The organism is Nonomuraea sp. NPDC050540 (genome assembly GCF_044457485.1).
Taxonomy (GTDB): Bacteria; Actinomycetota; Actinomycetes; order Streptosporangiales; family Streptosporangiaceae; genus Nonomuraea.
Genome location: NZ_JBITHA010000006.1, coordinates 633400 through 650558, shown reverse-complemented (window position 1 = coordinate 650558; position 17159 = coordinate 633400). Strand labels below are relative to the sequence as shown.

Annotated in this window: 16 protein-coding genes; 14 read left to right on the top strand and 2 right to left on the bottom strand. The window is 71.4% G+C overall.

Going from position 1 to position 17159, the window contains the following annotated elements; translation table 11 throughout:
* Position 1 precedes the first annotated feature (1 nt).
* From ACIBI5_RS24205 to ACIBI5_RS24175, 7 genes are all read left to right on the top strand, one after another.
* Positions 2 to 901 carry a hypothetical protein gene (locus ACIBI5_RS24205; RefSeq protein ID WP_397250260.1) on the top strand — a complete coding sequence of 300 codons (900 nt, stop codon included), beginning with the start codon at positions 2 to 4 and terminating at the stop codon, positions 899 to 901.
* Positions 898 to 2619: a murein biosynthesis integral membrane protein MurJ gene (gene murJ, locus ACIBI5_RS24200; protein ID WP_397250258.1), complete on the top strand. Its 1722-nt coding sequence runs from the start codon at positions 898 to 900 to the stop codon at positions 2617 to 2619. Before ACIBI5_RS24205 ends, murJ begins: the two co-directional genes overlap by 4 nt.
* Positions 2620 to 2632: 13 nt before the next feature.
* Complete coding sequence (locus ACIBI5_RS24195; protein ID WP_397250256.1) at positions 2633 to 3703, top strand: glycosyltransferase; 1071 nt, start codon at positions 2633 to 2635, stop codon at positions 3701 to 3703.
* Positions 3704 to 3900: 197 nt separating this feature from the next.
* Positions 3901 to 4890: a TerC family protein gene (locus ACIBI5_RS24190; protein ID WP_397250254.1), complete on the top strand. Its 990-nt coding sequence runs from the start codon at positions 3901 to 3903 to the stop codon at positions 4888 to 4890.
* A 106-nt stretch (positions 4891 to 4996) separates the two neighbouring features.
* The gene (locus ACIBI5_RS24185; RefSeq protein WP_397250252.1) at positions 4997 to 5638 is read left to right on the top strand and encodes a phosphatidylserine decarboxylase; all 642 of its coding nucleotides are present in this window, start codon (positions 4997 to 4999) and stop codon (positions 5636 to 5638) included.
* Positions 5625 to 6446: a CDP-diacylglycerol--serine O-phosphatidyltransferase gene (pssA, locus tag ACIBI5_RS24180; RefSeq protein WP_397250250.1), complete on the top strand. Its 822-nt coding sequence runs from the start codon at positions 5625 to 5627 to the stop codon at positions 6444 to 6446. Before ACIBI5_RS24185 ends, pssA begins: the two co-directional genes overlap by 14 nt.
* 38 nt (positions 6447 to 6484) lie before the next feature.
* A complete protein-coding gene (locus tag ACIBI5_RS24175; protein ID WP_379617601.1) occupies positions 6485 to 6751 on the top strand; it encodes a hypothetical protein in 267 nt (88 codons plus the stop codon).
* A gap of 18 nt (positions 6752 to 6769) precedes the next feature.
* Here ACIBI5_RS24175 and ACIBI5_RS24170 read toward each other — a convergent pair whose 3' ends face one another.
* Positions 6770 to 7426 (bottom strand): MBL fold metallo-hydrolase, encoded by a 657-nt coding sequence (locus ACIBI5_RS24170; RefSeq protein WP_397250248.1) that lies wholly within the window; start codon positions 7424 to 7426, stop codon positions 6770 to 6772.
* 20 nt (positions 7427 to 7446) lie between these two features.
* Positions 7447 to 8235, bottom strand: coding sequence for a maleylpyruvate isomerase family mycothiol-dependent enzyme (locus tag ACIBI5_RS24165; protein WP_397250246.1), 789 nt, complete (start codon positions 8233 to 8235; stop codon positions 7447 to 7449).
* A gap of 231 nt (positions 8236 to 8466) precedes the next feature.
* Between ACIBI5_RS24165 and uvrA the strand changes: the two genes are divergently transcribed.
* From uvrA to yvcK, 7 genes are all read left to right on the top strand, one after another.
* Positions 8467 to 11307, top strand: a complete 2841-nt coding sequence (gene uvrA / locus ACIBI5_RS24160; RefSeq protein WP_397250244.1) for an excinuclease ABC subunit UvrA — start codon at positions 8467 to 8469, stop codon at positions 11305 to 11307.
* 276 nt (positions 11308 to 11583) lie between these two features.
* Positions 11584 to 12009: a Rieske (2Fe-2S) protein gene (locus tag ACIBI5_RS24155; protein ID WP_397250242.1), complete on the top strand. Its 426-nt coding sequence runs from the start codon at positions 11584 to 11586 to the stop codon at positions 12007 to 12009.
* A gap of 104 nt (positions 12010 to 12113) precedes the next feature.
* The gene (locus ACIBI5_RS24150) at positions 12114 to 12569 is read left to right on the top strand and encodes a Rieske (2Fe-2S) protein (RefSeq protein ID WP_184974084.1); all 456 of its coding nucleotides are present in this window, start codon (positions 12114 to 12116) and stop codon (positions 12567 to 12569) included.
* 49 nt (positions 12570 to 12618) lie between these two features.
* Complete coding sequence (locus ACIBI5_RS24145) at positions 12619 to 13065, top strand: Rieske (2Fe-2S) protein (protein ID WP_397250240.1); 447 nt, start codon at positions 12619 to 12621, stop codon at positions 13063 to 13065.
* A gap of 69 nt (positions 13066 to 13134) precedes the next feature.
* Complete coding sequence (gene uvrC / locus ACIBI5_RS24140) at positions 13135 to 15102, top strand: excinuclease ABC subunit UvrC (RefSeq protein ID WP_397250238.1); 1968 nt, start codon at positions 13135 to 13137, stop codon at positions 15100 to 15102.
* Positions 15099 to 15968: an RNase adapter RapZ gene (gene rapZ / locus ACIBI5_RS24135; RefSeq protein ID WP_397108564.1), complete on the top strand. Its 870-nt coding sequence runs from the start codon at positions 15099 to 15101 to the stop codon at positions 15966 to 15968. The genes uvrC and rapZ overlap by 4 nt, the downstream gene beginning before the upstream one ends.
* A 152-nt stretch (positions 15969 to 16120) precedes the next feature.
* On the top strand, positions 16121 to 17098 hold the full coding sequence (yvcK, locus tag ACIBI5_RS24130) for a uridine diphosphate-N-acetylglucosamine-binding protein YvcK (protein WP_397250328.1): 978 nt from the start codon (positions 16121 to 16123) through the stop codon (positions 17096 to 17098).
* Positions 17099 to 17159 lie beyond the last annotated feature (61 nt).

Below are 17159 nucleotides of genomic sequence, written 5' to 3'. Positions count from 1 at the left end.
CATGGCCCGTGCCCTGCTGTGCGCGCTCGCCGGAGCCGCACTCGGCGCCGTCGCCGCCCGCGCCGCCTACTCCGCCTTCACCGCGCGTGTGGCCGAGGCTCCCGAGAAGACGGCCACGCCGTCCGGCGAGGTCGTGGCCACGGGCGGGCTGCGCGCCGCCGCCACCTGGACCCGGAGCAACCACCGGGGCGAGCCGATCACGCTGCTCGAAGGCCCCGCGTTCGTGGCGGGCGCGAGCGCCGCCACCGCGCTCGCCCCAGGCCTGGACCCCCGCGTACGGCTGGCCGCCCTCCTGGCCGGAGCCGGCAGCGGCGCGCTGGGCGCCTACGACGACCTCTACGGCAGCACCTCCTCCAAGGGCTTCAAGGGCCACCTCAGCGCCCTGGCCAAGGGCGAGGTGACCAGCGGCGCCGTCAAGATCCTCGGCATCGGCGCCACCGGCCTGGCCGCCGCCGCGCTCGTCTCCCGCGGCCCCCTCGACACCCTCGCCAACGGCGCCACGATCGCCGGAGCCGCCAACCTGGCCAACCTCTTCGACCTGCGGCCCGGCCGGGCCATCAAGGTCGCGCTGCTGACCGGCGGCCCGCTGCTGGCCGCCTCGCTGCTGCGCGGCTCCCCGTCGGGCGCGGCGCTGGCCGCCGTCCCGCTGGGCGCCGCCGCCGCGTTGCTGCCCGACGACCTCGGCGAGCGCGCCATGCTCGGCGACGCCGGGGCCAACGCCCTGGGTGCCCTGCTCGGCCTGGCCGCCGTCACCACGCTCGGCCGCCCGGGACGGCTGGCCGTGCTCGGCACCGTCGCCGTCCTGACCGCCGCCTCGGAGAAGGTCTCCTTCACCAAGGTCATCGCGGGCAACCCGGTGCTCAACCGCATCGACATGCTCGGCCGCCGCCCCGCCCCGTGACCGGACGGCTGGCGCGGGGCGTCGCGGGCGGCGCGGTACTGATCGGCGCGATCACGATCCTCGCGCGTGTCACCGGCTTCGCCAAGCAGTACGTCTTCGCCCAGACCGTCGGCACCGGCTGCCTGTCCACCGCCTACTTCACCGCCAACCAGATCCCCAACATCGTCTTCGAGGTGGTGGTCGGGGGAGCGCTGGCCGGCATGGTGGTCCCGGTCCTCGCCGGCGCCGCCGCCCGCGCCCGGCCGTGGGGCGAGCCGCCGCTGGAGGAACCCGACTCCCCGGAGGCCGCCCGCGGCGCCCAGGCCGTGGCGGCCTCGCCCGTCGAGGCCCACGCGTACGTGAGCCGCGTCTCCTCGGCACTGCTGACCTGGGTGCTGGTCGTGCTGGTCCCGCTGGCCGTGGGCGTGGCGGTGCTGGCGGGCCCCGTCGCCGGACTCTTCTACGGCTCGGCGCTCCCGCTATGCGAGGTCGAGGCCGTGCGGGCCGTCACCGCGGACATGCTGGTCGTCTTCGCCCCCCAGATCCCGCTGTACGGCGTGGCCGTCGTCCTCTACGGCGTCCTTCAGGCGCACAAGCGCTTCGCCGGACCCGCCGTGGCGCCGCTGGTGTCCAGCATCGTGGTGATCGCCGCCTACCTGGTGTTCGTCCCGGTCAGCGGCGGCACGAGCGAGCCGGTCAGCCCGCTCGACGCGGGCGAGACCGTCCTGGCGGTCGGGACCAGCCTGGGCGTGCTCGCGCTCGTGCTCACCGTCGCCGGGCCCGCCTCGCGGCTCGGGCTCCGCTGGCGGCCCACGCTGCGCTTCCCCGACGGGGTCGCCGCGCAGGTGCGCGGGCTGGCGTTCGCCGGGATCGCCGGGTTGCTGGCCCAGCAGGCGGCCACGGTCGTGGTGCTGTACCTGTCCAACGGGATCGGCGTGGGGGCGATCGCGGTCTACAACTACGCGTGGGCGATCTACCTCGTGCCTTACGCGGTGCTGGCCGTACCCATCGCGACCAGTGCTTTTCCCGGGCTGTCCGCGCGGGCGGAGAGCGGCGACGAGGAGGGCTTCGCGGGCCTGGCCGCGCGCACGACGCGGGCGGTCGTGCTGGTGTCGGGGCTGGCGGCGGGGGCGCTGGCGGCGGTGTCCGGGCCGGGCGCGGAGGTGTTCCTGCTGGGGTCGGAGTCTGCGGTGCCACACGCGCAGTTCGCGCGGACGATCGCGCTGTTCGCGCCGGGCCTGATCGGGTACGGGCTGATCGCGCACCTGAGCCGGGTGCTGTACGCGGCGGGCAAGGGCCGGGAGGCCGCCGCCGGGACCGTGGCCGGATGGCTGGTGGTGATGGTGGCGCAGGCCGGGTTCGTGCTGGTGCTGCCGGATGAGTGGGAGATCGCCGGGATGGCGCTCGGGATGAGCGCCGGGATGACCGTGGGCGGACTCTGGTTGCTGGTCGCGGTGCTGCGGGCCCGTGGCAGGGCGGCGGCCGCGGGGCTGGTCAGGGCGGCGGTCGCGGCGGTGGCCGGAGGGGCCGCGGGGTTCCTGGCGGGCGCGTGGGCGGCGGGACTGATCGGCGCCGACGGGCTCTGGCCCCGGCTCGGGGCCACGGCGCTGGCCGGGGCGGTCGCGATCGTGGCGGGGGCCGCGGTCGCGGCGCTGCTGGACCGCGACGACGCCCGCGCCCTGGCCGGGATGGCCACGCGGCGCCGACGGGGACCGGAACGGGCTTCAGCGGACGGTTGAGAGGAGAAACGTCGTGCGGGTGGTGTTCGTGCTCGGAACCACGTCAGGCGGGACGGGGCGGCACGTGCTCATGCTGGCCGAAGGCCTGCTACGGCGCGGCCACCAGGTCGTGGTCGCCGGGCCTGCGGCGGTCGGTGAGGCGTTCGGGTTCGGCGCGGCCGGGGCGCGGTTCACGCCGGTCGCGGTCTCCGACCGGCCGCACCCGGCCCGCGACCTGGCGGCGGTCGCCGCGATCCGCCGCATCACCCGTGAGGCCGACGTCGTGCACGCCCATGGGCTGCGCGCGGGCGCCCTCGCCGTCCTGGCCGGGTTCGGAAGGGCCCGCCCGGCGCCGGTGGTGACCCTGCACAACGCGCTCACCGCCGGAGGCTTCGTCGGCGCGGTCCACGGCGTGCTGGAGCGGATCGTGGCACGGGGCGCCGGACGTGTGCTGGTCGTCTCACCGGATCTCGGGGAGCGGATGGCCGCCCTCGGCGCCCGTGACGTGCGCCCGGCCGTGGTGCCCGCCCCCGTGCCCAGGCCGCCGTCACGCGCCGCCGCGCGAGTGCGCGAGGAACTCGGCGCGGGAGAGCGGCCCGTGGTGCTGACGGTCGCGCGGCTGGCGCAGCAGAAAGGGCTGGAGTTCCTGCTGGACGTGGCGGCCGGTCCCTGGGGCGGGCGGGAGCCGGTGTTCGCGATCGCGGGGGAGGGGCCGCTGAAGCGGGAGCTCCAGGAACGTATCGAGAGGGAGAAACTGCCCGTGCGGCTGCTGGGCGACCGCGACGACGTGCCCGATCTGCTGGCCGCGGCCGACCTCGTGTTCTGGCCGAGCCGCTGGGAGGGGCAGCCGCTCAGCCTCAGCGAGGCGCTCATGGCGGGCCGTCCGGTGGTGGCCACCGAGGTGGGTGGCATCCCTGACCTGCTGGGGGGTGCCGGGACGCTGGTGCCGTACGGGGAGGTGGGGGCGGCGCGCGCGGCCGTACGGGCGGTTCTGGAGGAGCCAGGCGAGGCGGAGCGGCACGCTCGGGCGGCGGCGGAAAGGGGCGCGGCGCTGCCCCACGACGACGACGCGGTGGACGCTGTCCTGGGCGTCTACACCGCGTGAAGACCCCCGGGAAGATTAGGCCGCGACCCCGCGTTCTCCTATACTGCGTTGGTTAGGGGAGGGGAGTATCCCTTCGCGGCAGCCTCGTCATCACGGTGTAGCCCCGCTCCACGGGGCCCCCGGGGCTGCCGGTCGGCCGAAAGCGCCGGCGGGAGAGACCTCCGGCTGTCAGTCATGCGTGCCGGAGGTAGGAAAACGTGACCGTACCCGTGTGGGCCTGGATCGCCGTGATCGGCGGGCTCCTCCTGGTCATCGCCATCGATCTGTGGATCGTCGACAGGGGCGAGGCCCGCGAATTCTCCATGCGGCAGGCGACCTACTGGGTCTCCTTCTACGTCGCGCTCGCCGTGGCCTTCGGTGTGCTGCTGTGGGTGACCGAGGGGGGCGGCAAGGCCGGTGAGTTCTTCGCCGGATACATCACCGAGTACAGCCTGAGCGTCGACAACCTGTTCATCTTCTTCATCATCATGAGCCGGTTCGCGGTGCCGAAGCAGTTCCAGCACAAGGTGCTGCTGGTCGGCATCCTGATGGCGCTGGTCATGCGCGGCATCTTCATCGCGCTCGGCGCGGCCGCCCTGGAGCGCTTCAGCTGGCTCTTCTACGTCTTCGGCGCCTTCCTCGTCTACACCGCGATCAACATCGTCCGCCAGCACCTCAAGGGCGATGACGAGGACTTCCAGGAGAACGCGGTGCTGCGGTGGGTGCGCAGGGCGTTCCCGACCACGCCCGACTACGTCGGCTCCAAGATCATGGTCAGGATGCACGGCCGCCGCATGGTCACCCCGATGCTCATCGTCATGGTCGCGATCGGCACCACCGACCTGCTGTTCGCGCTCGACTCCATCCCCGCCATCTTCGGGCTCACCAAGGACCCGTTCATCGTCTTCACCGCCAACGCGTTCGCCCTGATGGGCCTGCGCCAGCTCTACTTCCTGCTCGGCGGGCTGCTCCAGCGCCTGGTCTACATCAGTTACGGCCTGGCGTTCATCCTCGGCTTCATCGGGGTTAAGCTGGTTCTGGAGGCTCTGCACGCCAGCGACGTCTCCTGGGCGCCCACCGTGCCCATCCAGCTTTCGCTCGCGGTCATCGGAGTCACGATGGTCGTCACCACCGTCGCCAGCCTGCTCAAGTCCCGCAGCGACGCGCGCAAGGGCGTGAAGAGCGCGAGCCAGACCGGGGCTAGCTAAAAGGCGTTCTAGGCGCTTTGCTGTGTCTAGTTGCGTCGTGTCATAGTTGCAAGTTCTGTAACATCACGGCAAAGCGCCGGTTCGTTCACCACTCCAAAGGTTGTCCGTGTCAGACGATTCAGCTAAGACCGCCCGCGTGCGCCTGGCGCGCGGGGTGTCCCCGTGGCTCCTCCCGACCGTGGCGGCCGCCGCCGCGACCACGCTGCTCACCCGCAAGGACAAGCGCTGGGCGCTGGCCGCCGTGCCGCTGAGCGCACTCACGGGCGGGATGCTCTGGTTCTTCCGCGACCCCGACCGGACGCCCGGTCAGGGCCGCGTTCTGTCGCCCGCCGACGGCGTGGTGCAGAGCATCGACCCGTGGCCGGACGGCCGGACCCGGGTGGCGATCTTCATGAGCCCGCTGAACGTGCACGTCAACCGCGCACCCCTTGCGGGAACCGTCACCTCCGTGCAGCATGTGGCGGGTGGGTTCCTGCCGGCATTCAACAAGGACAGCGACCAGAACGAGCGCGTGGTGTGGCATTTCGAGACCGCGCTCGGCGACATCGAGATGGTGCAGATCGCGGGCGCGGTGGCGCGCAGGATCGTGCCGTACCTGAGCGCGGGGGCCAAGGTCACCCAGACGGAGCGGATCGGCCTGATCCGGTTCGGCTCGCGCGTGGACATCTACCTTCCCGAAGGCATCACGCCCGCGGTCGCCGTGGGTGAGAAGACGGTTGCGGGGGTGACCCGAATTGACCACGGCTGACGCAGGCGGCTGGCAAGCCGACGACGAGGACCCCCGTGGGCCCGTCGGCAAGGCGTTCCGCCTTTCCGCCGCAGACTCCCTGTCACTGGGCAACGCGCTGTGCGGCTTCCTGGCCGTGTGCGTGCTGGCCACCTCGGCCGTCACCTCCCTGCAGGCGAACAAGGGCCTGGTGATCCAGCCCGGCTTCTTCGCCACCGCCGTGGTGCTGCTGCTCATCGGCGCCACCTGCGACCTGTTCGACGGCCTGGTGGCGCGGCGCTTCCGCGCCTCGGCGATGGGCGCCGAACTCGACAACCTCGCCGACGTCATCAGCTTCGGCTTCGCGCCCGCCTTCATGGTGGTGATCTGGGGCGGCTTCAACGGCACCGTGCCCATCTGGTGGGTGCTGACCGCCGCCGCCTCCGTGCTCATCGCCGGCGTCGTACGGCTGGCCCGCTTCGCCTGCGTGAAGACCAAGAGCGGCGACTTCATGGGCCTGCCCATCCCCATGGGCTGTATGACCGTCATCTCGATCGTCATGCTGTTCGAGGCGAACATCTGGTCGCTGCTGGCCGTGCTCGGCGTGTCCTGGCTGATGGTCAGCCGCGTGGAGTACCCGAAGCCCAAGGGCCAGCTCGCCGCCGTCGTCCTCGGCTGGATCATGGTCAACGTCGCCTTCCTGACGTTCTGGGTGGCCTTCCCCCAGGGCGGCGACCTGCCGATCAAGATCGGCGCGACCATGCAGATCGCGCTCGTGGCGGCGATCCCGCTGCGGATGCTCTTCTACAAGCGCGAGCAGCGCAAGGAAGCCCACCGCGTCGACAACTGAGCCTCCTCAAGCCGGGCGTCATCGGCTTTGATGGAGGCATGGCGCGCGAACACACTCGCACGTACTTCCTCGGCAAGCTCGCGAGGGAGCTGGAGTTCCGTGGCCTCGATGCCACGCTGCGCGCCGACCCGCCCTCGTTGCGGGTCGGCGACCCCGGTGCCCGGCTGCTGACCGAGACGGTCGACTGCGTTCCGATCGCCGAAGGCTGGTACTACCGCTGGTCCTGGGGCGAGGTGGTGGAGTCGACCACCAACCCCGCCGAGGCCGCCGACCGGATCGCCAGGATCCTCGGGCCGATCAGGTAGCTCATCTCGCGGCCGGGTTCACCATCCCCGGGCCTTCCACTCCGGCAGCGACGGGCGCTCGGCGCCCAGCGTGGTGTCCTTGCCGTGGCCCGGGTAGACCCAGGTCTCGTCCGGCAGCCGGTCGAAGACCCGCTCGGCCACGTCGGTGTAGAGCTGGGTGAAGCGCTCGGCGTCGTCCCAGGTGTTGCCGACGCCGCCGGGGAACAGCGAGTCGCCGGTGAACAGGTGCTTGATCGTCTCGCCGCCGTCGTAGAGCAGGGCGATCGAACCCGGTGTGTGGCCGCGCAGGTGGATGACCTCCAGCGTGACCTCGCCGACCGTGACGTGGTCGCCGTGCTCGACCAGGCGGGCCGGCTCGACGGGCAGCGCGGGCGCGTCGAGCGGGTGGGCGATCACCTGGGCGCCCGTGACCTTGGCCACCTGCTCCAGCGCCTGCCAGTGGTCGCCGTGCTGGTGGGTGGTGACGATCGTGCTGATCGCCTGCTCGTCGACCAGCGCCAGCAGCCGGTCGGCCTCGGCGGCCGCGTCGATGAGCAGGCCGTCGCCGGTCACGGCGCAGCGCAGCAGATAGGCGTTGTTGTCGAAGGGGCCGACGGCGAGCTTGGCGATGCTCAGCGCGGGCAGTTGCCGCACATCGGCGGGACCGCCGACCGTGACGTCGCCGGTGTAGGTCATGAGATCTCCTCGGGGCCCGATCACGGATAGTCGTCGGGGGGCGCCGCCGGAAGGCCGGGCGGGGCCGGCTGGCTCAGCCAGGGCGGCGGCTCAGGAACGGCGTGCCCCTCGCGCACCACCCTAATCCCCTCGCCACGCGAGCGACCCGTGAGCCAGGCGAGCACGTCCACCGGTCTGCCCGCCACCGCGGGCAGCCGTCCGCCGGGAGCCGCCGCGTTCCCGCCGAGGTCGCTCCAGGTGTGCGGGGGCTCGCCCAGGAGGGTGATCTCGCCGACCGTGCTCTTCCCGTACGGCCAGCTCGCCAGGCAGTCGTGCAGCTCGCGCCGGACGAACGCGGCGGGCCAGTCGGCGGGGCCGTAGCCGGCGCCCAGGTCGGCGTGGTGGATCTCCAGCTCCCTGATCCGCCTGACCAGGACGTACCAGGCGGGGTGCCAGGGCGGGCGCAGTGCGCGGACCATGCCGCTCCACGCCTGCGCGGGCTGCTCGCGGATGGCGCGGGCGAGCCGTACCGCGCCGTCTTCCAGGTCGGCGAGATGTTCGGCCGGGGTACGGCCGGCGCCCTCCTCGATGCCGGCGACCCGGGCGGCGAGCGAGGGATACTGGGGCGTCTCGACCCCGGTCCTGGCCCAGGCGAGCAGGTTGAGCAGGCCGTCGGCGTTGCGGGCGAGGTGGGCCAGGACGTGGCCGCGGGTCCAGCCGGGCAGGTTCGACGGGGCGGACAGGCCGGCGGGCGACAGGCCGGCCGCGGTGGCCAGGAGACGGTTGGTGGCCGCCGTGATCTCGGAGTGGAGCGCGGGGATGACCGTCATGGCGGCTATTCCAGCAGGGCCGGTGGCCTCTTCACCAGCGGCGGCCGCCGTACGCGGGCATAAAGGCGCAGGTCGCGCGGTTGAGTCCCAAAGAGCGCCTGCCCTCGCGGCGGGAGGCCGTAGTCTGAGTGGGACGGATTTTCGGGGGCCGGGGAGCGGGCCGCCGAAATTGTCGGTGCCCCCATCTACTATCCCCGTGGACCTATCCGTTTATCGACTTCCGGGATCGCCGTGGCTGACCGCCTGATCGTGCGTGGAGCACGTGAGCACAACCTCAAGGACGTCTCGCTGGACCTGCCGCGAGACTCGCTGATCGTCTTCACCGGCCTGTCCGGATCGGGCAAGTCCAGCCTGGCCTTCGACACGATCTTCGCTGAGGGTCAGCGGCGCTACGTCGAATCCCTGTCGGCCTACGCCCGCCAGTTCCTCGGCCAGATGGACAAGCCCGACGTCGACTTCATCGAGGGCCTGTCGCCCGCGGTGTCCATCGACCAGAAGGCCACCAGCAAGAACCCCCGCTCGACCGTCGGCACGATCACCGAGGTCTACGACTACCTGCGCCTGCTGTGGGCGCGCATCGGCAAGCCCCACTGCCCGGTCTGCGCGCGGCCCATCGCCCGGCAGATGCCGCAGCAGATCGTCGACCGCGTGATGGACCTGGAGGAGGGCACCCGCTTCCAGGTGCTCGCCCCGGTCATCAGAGGCCGCAAGGGCGAGTACGCCGAGCTCTTCCGCGAGCTGCAGACCAAGGGCTTCGCCCGTGCCCGCGTCGACGGCACCGTGATCAGGCTGGAAGAGCCGCCGACGCTGAAGAAGTACGAGAAGCACGACATCGAGGTCATCGTCGACCGCCTGTCGGTCAAGGACTCGGCGCGCCGCAGGCTCACCGACTCGGTCGAGACCGCGCTGCAGCTGTCCGGTGGCACGATCACGCTGGAGTTCGTCGACCTGCCCGAGGGCGACCCCGGCCGCGAGCGCTTCTACTCCGAGCACCTCTACTGTCCCTACGACGACCTGTCGTTCGAGGAGCTGGAGCCGCGCTCGTTCTCCTTCAACTCGCCCTTCGGCGCCTGCCCCGAGTGCACGGGCCTGGGCACCAAGATGGAGGTCGACCCCGACCTGGTCGTGCCCGATCCGGAGAAGACGCTGCGCGACGGCGCCCTGCACCCGTGGTCGGGCGGCCACACCAGCGAGTACTTCATCCGGCTGACCGAGGCGCTCGGCCACACGATGGGCTTCACCCTCGACACGGCCTGGGAGAAGCTGCCGAAGAAGGCGCAGAAGTCGCTGCTGTTCGGCCACGAGGAGCAGGTCCACGTCCGCTACAGCAACCGCTACGGCCGCCAGCGCTCCTACTACACCACCTACGAGGGCGTCATCTCGTGGGTGCAGCGCCGCCACGCCGAGGCCGAGAGCGACGCCACGCGCGAGCGCTTCGAGGGCTACATGCGGGAGATCCCGTGCCCGGCCTGCGACGGCAAGCGCCTCAAGCCGGTCACGCTGGCCGTCACGGTCGCCGACATGTCGATCGCCGACGTGGCGAGCATGTCCATCGGCGAGTGCGCGAAGTTCCTGGCGGGACTGAAGCTGTCCGACCGTGACATGCACATCGCCGAGCGGGTGGTCAAGGAGATCAACGCCCGGATGGGCTTCCTGCTCGACGTCGGGCTCGACTACCTGTCCATGGACCGCGCCGCCGCCACCCTGGCCGGCGGTGAGGCGCAGCGCATCCGCCTGGCCACGCAGATCGGCTCCGGCCTGGTCGGCGTGCTGTACGTCCTGGACGAGCCGTCCATCGGCCTGCACCAGCGCGACAACATGCGCCTGCTCGACACCCTCATCAGGCTGCGCGACATGGGCAACACGCTCATCGTCGTCGAGCACGACGAGGACACGATCGCCGCCGCCGACTGGGTGGTCGACATCGGCCCCGGCGCGGGCGAGCACGGCGGGCAGGTGGTCGTCTCCGGCACCGTCCAGGACCTGCTGTCCAGCGAGGAGTCGATGACCGGCGCCTACCTGTCCGGCCGCAGGTCCATCGCCGTTCCCCCCAAGCGCCGCAAGCGCGACAAGAAGCGCCAGATCACGGTGAAGGGCGCGCGCGAGCACAACCTCAAGGGCGTCGACATCGACTTCCCGCTCGGTGTGTTCACCGCGGTCACCGGCGTCTCGGGCTCGGGCAAGTCGACGCTGGTCAACGACATCCTCTACAACGCCCTGGCCAAGGAGCTCAACGGCGCCCGCACGGTGCCCGGCCGCCACGCCCGGATCAACGGCATGGACCAGGTCGACAAGGTCGTCCACGTCGACCAGTCGCCGATCGGGCGTACCCCGCGTTCCAACCCGGCCACCTACACCGGGGTCTTCGACCACGTCCGCAAGCTGTTCGCGGCCACGACCGAGGCCAAGGTGCGCGGCTACCAGCCGGGCCGCTTCAGCTTCAACGTCAAGGGCGGTCGCTGCGAGGCGTGCGCGGGAGACGGCACCATCAAGATCGAGATGAACTTCCTGCCGGACGTCTACGTCCCGTGCGAGGTCTGCCACGGCGCCCGCTACAACCGCGAGACCCTGGAAGTCCACTACAAGGGCAAGACCATCTCCGAGGTGCTGGACATGCCGATCGAGGAGGCCCTCGGGTTCTTCGACGCGATCCCGGCGATCAGGCGCCACCTGCAGACGCTCAACGACGTCGGCCTCGGCTACGTACGGCTCGGCCAGCCCGCCACCACGCTGTCGGGCGGCGAGGCCCAGCGGGTCAAGCTCGCCTCCGAACTGCAGCGCCGCCAGACCGGGCGGACGATCTACGTCCTCGACGAGCCGACCACCGGTCTGCACTTCGAGGACATCCGGCGCCTGCTCGGCGTCCTTGGGCGGCTCGTCGACGGCGGCAACACGGTGATCGTCATCGAGCACAACCTCGACGTCATCAAGACGGCCGACTGGGTGATCGACATGGGCCCGGAGGGCGGATCCAGGGGCGGCACGCTGGTGGCGGCGGGGACGCCGGAAGAGGTCGCGGCGGTGGAGGAGAGCCACACCGGGCGCTTCCTGCGCAAGATCCTGTCCGTCTGAGACGAGACACCTCCCCTGTGCGGCCGGCGCGAGCCGCACAGGGGCCTTTCGCATGGTGTCGGTCACGAGAACTCCTTAGGGGGTTGCCGGGGTTGAGGTCCGGTACCCGGAGACCGGACGCTGGAGGTGACGCGGTGTGCGCGTTCAGAGTCGGGCGGAGCGCTGACCGTCGGTCTACCACCCGCTGACGGGACCGCCCTGGGCGGCCAATAGATTGGTGCGACGGGTAACGACCTGGCCTGTTGGGGGTCACGGGCGACGCGGAAGGGTCGGGAAATGACAAGTTCTGAGCGTGATGTCGTCATGCCGGAAGTCGGCCGCCGGACGGTGCTGGGTGCGGCGGGCGTGGCCGCGTGCGGCGTGGCTCTGGCCGGATGCGGCGGCGAGCCCAAGGGCGCGGCGCCCGGCATCAAGGGCAAGGAGATCGCCAAGGCGGCCGACGTCCCCGTGGGCGGCGGCAAGGTGATCTCCAAGTGGAAGATCGTCGTGACCCAGCCGACGGCCGGCGTCTACAAGGCGTTCAGCGCCGCGTGCACGCACAAGGGCTGCGCGGTCGCCTCGCCGAAGGAAGGCGTCATGACCTGCCCGTGCCACGGCAGCGAGTTCGACGCCAACGACGGCAAGTGCCTCAAAGGGCCGGCCACGGCGCCGCTGGCCGCCTACCAGGTCAAGGTTCAGGGCGACGGGATCGTCATCGTCTGAACCGGTAATTGTGCGTGGTTCCCAGGATCGGCACGCCTCAGGCTGAACCGGTGCCGGTGCGCCGGCCGTACCTGAAGTGAGCAAACGACCTGGGAGGACCGGATATGGCGGAGACGACACGCAGGGCCGTGGTGCTGGGCGCCGGCGCGGCGGTGCTGACCGCGTGCGCGGGATACGGACAGCCAGCCGGGGAGGACGCGGCCGCACCCAGTTCGGAGGCGCCGAGCTACGGAGCCACGGAACCGAAGAAGAGCAAGAAGCCGGCCGCCGGTGGCAAGGCGCTGACGGCCACCGCCGACATCCCCGAGGGCGGCGGCAAGGTCTTCGAGAGCGAGAAGATCGTGGTGACGCAGCCGACCGCGGGGGAGTTCAGGGCGTTCAGCGCGACGTGCACGCACGCGGGCTGCACGGTGGCCGACGTCGCGGACGGCACGATCAACTGTCCCTGCCACGGCAGCAAGTACGACATCTCCGACGGTTCGGTGACCGGCGGCCCGGCGCCCAAGCCGTTGCCCAAGAAGAAGATCACGGTCGACGGAGACCAGATCAAGCTCGCCTGACACGGGCTGATTCATGCAATTCTCACGCGGGTGCGGTTGTCTGTCCCGCATGGGAGATGACCTTCAGAGCCGTAGGACGATGATCGCCGGCGTCGGCGCGGGCGGGCTCACGCTCGCGCTGGCGGCCTGTGGCGGTGGCTCCGCCGAGACGTCGGCGGAGGCTTCCGGCGCCCCGGCGACCTCGGGTTCCGCCGCGCCGCAGGCGCCCGCGGGCGGGCTGGGCAGCACGGCCGACGTGCCGGTCGGCGGTGGGAAGATCTTCGCGTCCGAGAAGATCGTGGTGACGCAGCCGAAGGCCGGGGAGTTCAAGGCCTTCAGCGCGTCCTGTACGCATAGCGGGTGCACCGTCGGTTCCGTCTCCGACGGGACGATCAACTGCCCGTGCCACGGCAGCAAGTTCGCCATCGCGGACGGGGCGGTGGTCAAGGGACCGGCGGCGAAGCCGTTGCCGGCCAAGGGCGTCACGGTCGAGGGCGATCAGATCAAGCTCGCCTGAGAGCGCCGGAGCGGCCCGTCGCGCCTCGTGCACGGCGGGCCGCTCCGTCCTCCCGCGTTCCCGGCCCGCATGAGGTTGTCGGTCGGGCGGGCTAGGCTTCTATCCGTGTCCAGCCCACTCAGTTTCCGCCCCCGACCCGGCTCCATCCCCGACTCCCCAGGGGTCTACCGGTTCCGGGACGCGCACCGCCGCGTGATCTACGTGGGCAAGGCCAAGAGCCTGCGGCAGCGGCTCAACTCCTACTTCGCGGACTTCGCCGGGCTGCACCCGCGTACCCAGACGATGCTCACCACCGCCGCCGACGTCGACTGGACGGTCGTCAGCACCGAGGTGGAGGCGCTGCAGCTCGAATACTCCTGGATCAAGGAGTTCGACCCGCGCTTCAACGTCAAGTACCGCGACGACAAGTCCTACCCCTATCTCGCGGTCACCATGGGCGACGACTTCCCGCGCGTGCAGGTGATGCGGGGCGCCAAGCGCAAGGGCACCCGTTACTTCGGCCCCTACTCCCACGCCTGGGCCATCCGCGAGACCGTCGACCTGCTGCTGCGCGTCTTCCCCGTGCGTACCTGCTCGGCCGGGGTGTTCAAGCGGGCGGGCCAGATCGGGCGCCCCTGCCTGCTCGGCTACATCGACAAGTGCTCGGCGCCGTGCGTCGGCCGGGTCACCCCCGACCAGCACCGCGAGCTGGCCGAGGACTTCTGCGACTTCATGGCGGGCAACACCACCCGCTGGATCAAGCGCCTCGAACAGGACATGCGCCAGGCCGCCGCCGAGCAGGAGTACGAGCGGGCCGCGCGCCTGCGCGACGACATCCAGGCGCTGCAGCGGGCGCTGGAGAAGCAGGCCGTGGTGCTCGGCGACGCCACCGACGCCGACGTGATCGCGCTGGCGGAGGATCCGCTCGAAGCGGCGGTCCAGGTCTTCTACGTGCGTGGCGGGCGCATTCGCGGGCAGCGGGGGTGGGTGGTCGACAAGGTCGAGGAGACGACGCCGGGCGAGCTGGTCGAGCACTTCCTGCTGCAGATCTACTCCGAGGGCGAGATCCCTCGCGAGGTGCTGGTCCCCGAACTGCCGCCGGAGCCGGAGGCGGTCGGTGAGCTGCTGTGCGAGCAGCGCGGCGCCCGGGTCGAGCTGCGCGTGCCGCAGCGCGGCGACAAGAAGTCGCTGATGGAGACCGTCGAGCGCAACGCCAAGGAGTCGCTGGCCCAGCACAAGATCCGCCGCGCCAGCGACCTGACCACCCGCAGCAAGGCGCTGCAGGAGATCGCCGACGCGCTCGACCTCGACCAGGCGCCGCTGCGCATCGAGTGTTACGACGTCTCCCACCTGCAGGGCGAGAACGTCGTGGCCTCCATGGTCGTCTTCGAGGACGGCCTGGCCAGGAAGAGCGAGTACCGCCGGTTCGCGGTGAAGACCAAGGAAGGCGACGTCGCCTCGATCTACGAGGTGATCAAGCGGCGTTTCCGCCGTTACCTCGAAGAGCGCTCCAACACCGGCGAGCTGACGCCGGAGGCGGGTGAGGACGAGGAGGGCGTCGAGGGCGTCGCCTCCGGCCCGATCGACCCCGAGACGGGCAGGCCGCGCAAGTTCGCCTACCCGCCCAACCTCGTCGTCGTCGACGGCGCCGGCCCCCAGGCCGCGGCCGCGCAACGGGCGCTCGACGAGCTCGGCGTGGACGACGTGGCCGTGTGCGGCCTGGCCAAACGGCTGGAGGAGGTCTGGCTGCCCACCGACGACCAGCCGGTCATCATGCCGCGCTCGAGCGAGGGCCTCTACCTGCTGCAGCGTGTGCGTGACGAGGCACACCGCTTCGCCATCACCTACCATCGAGCCAAGAGGTCCAAGTCCGTGAAGGAGAGCGCGCTCGACGCGGTGCCCGGCCTCGGTCCGGCGCGCAAGCAGGCGCTGCTCAAGAGGTTCGGCTCGGTCAAGAAGCTCAAGGAAGCCACGGTGGCCGAGATCCGCGAGGTCCCCGGCATCGGCGAGGCGACCGCGGAGATGATCGTGTCGAGGCTGAAGGGGGAAGGACAGTGAGCACCACCGAGCCGGCGTTCGTGATCGTCACCGGCATGTCGGGGGCGGGGCGCAGCACAGCGGCCAAGGCACTGGAAGACCTGGGCTGGTTCGTGATCGACAACCTGCCGCCCGGGTTGCTGTTCGCCATGGCGGAGGAGGCCGGCAAGGTCAAGCTCGCCGCCGACAAGGTGGCGGCCGTCGTCGACGTGCGCAGCCTGGCCTTCACCACCGACCTCAACGCCGCCATCGAGGAGCTCGAAGGCCGCGGCGTCCGCGTCCGGGTGGTGTTCCTGGAGGCCAGCGACGAGGAACTCGTCCGCCGCTTCGAGAACGTCCGCCGCCCTCACCCGCTGCAGGGCGAGGGCCGCCTGGTCGACGGCATCGCCCGCGAACGCGGCATCCTGCGCGAGGTGCGGGCCAACGCCGACCTGGTCATCGACACCTCGGCGCACAACGTGCACGAGCTGCGCAACAAGATCGTCGCCTACTTCGGCGGGGAGGACCGGCCCGGCCTGCGGGTCAACGTGCTCTCCTTCGGCTTCAAGTACGGCCTGCCCGTCGACGCCGACCTCGTCGTCGACTGCCGCTTCCTGCCCAACCCGCACTGGGTGCCGGACCTGCGTCCCATGAACGGGCTCGACGCCCCGGTGCGCGACTACGTGCTCAGCCAGCCGGGCGCCAAGGAGTTCCTCGACGCGTACGAGGAGGTGCTGGGGGTCGTCGCCGCCGGCTACGCGCGTGAGGGCAAGAGCTACGCGACGCTGGCGGTGGGCTGCACGGGCGGCAAGCATCGCAGCGTGGCCATGGCCGAACAGGTCGCCGCCCGGCTGCGCGACCGCGGGATGGAGATCCAGGTGAGCCACCGGGATGTGGGCCGCGAGTGACTGATGAACTTCCGGGCGCGGGAGACGCTTCCACGGCGGCTTCCGGCGCCCGTTCGGCGTATCCGCGTGCCGGTTCCGGGGCACCCGGCCCTGCGGCGGTTTCCGACGTGCTCGGGGTGTTGCTGGGGGACGGGGCGGCGGTGCCGTACCGGATGGAGGGGCAGATATCCGTGCCGGCGGGACGCGGCGGGACGCGGCGGGACGGGCCGAGGGTGGTGGCGCTGGGCGGCGGGCACGGGCTCTACGCGTCGCTGTCGGCGCTGCGCGGGGTGAGCGGCGAGCTGACCGCGGTGGTGACGGTGGCCGACGACGGCGGGTCCAGCGGGCGGCTGCGGCGTGAGCTCGGCGTGCTGCCTCCGGGCGACCTGCGGATGGCGCTGGCGGCGCTGTGCGGCGACGACGAGTGGGGCGGCACGTGGAGCGAGGTCGTGCAGCACCGCTTCCGCTCCGAGGGCGACCTGCACGGGCACGCGGTCGGGAACCTGCTGATCGTGGCGCTGTGGGAACTGCTGGGAGATCCGGTGGCCGGGCTCGACTGGGTGGGCAGGCTGCTCAAGGCGCACGGCCGGGTGCTGCCGATGGCGTCGGTGCCGCTGGACATCGTGGCCCGGGTGGAGCTCGACGGGAACATCTCGACCGTGCGCGGGCAGGTCGCCTGCGCGCTGACGCCGGGGCGGGTTCAGTCCGTGTCGCTGGTGCCCGAGGATCCTCCGGCGCGGCCCGAGGCGATCGCGGCGGTGCGGGAGGCCGACTGGGTGGTGTTCGGGCCCGGGTCGTGGTTCACCAGCGTGCTGCCGCATCTGATGGTGCCGGAACTGGCCAGGGCGCTGCACGAGACGCGGGCGCGCCGCCTGGTCACGCTCAACCTGGCGCCCCAGCCGGGGGAGACGGATGACTTCTCGCCGCAGCAGCACCTGGAGGTGCTCCGGCAGCACGCGCCCGATCTTTCGGTAGATGTCGTACTCGCCGACACCGGGGTGGTCGACGACCGCGACGCCCTGGAGAAGGCGGCGGCGGCGCTCGGCGGCCGGCTCGTGATGGCCGACGTCGCGGCCTCCGACGGTTCGCCCAGGCACGACCCACGCCGACTTGCCTCCGTCCTGGACGAGATTTTCCTCCAGAAGCGCTGATCAAGGCCACCTATCGGGGGCGGCGGCCCGAAAGGTGCGAGAGACTGCTGTGAGGCCGGTC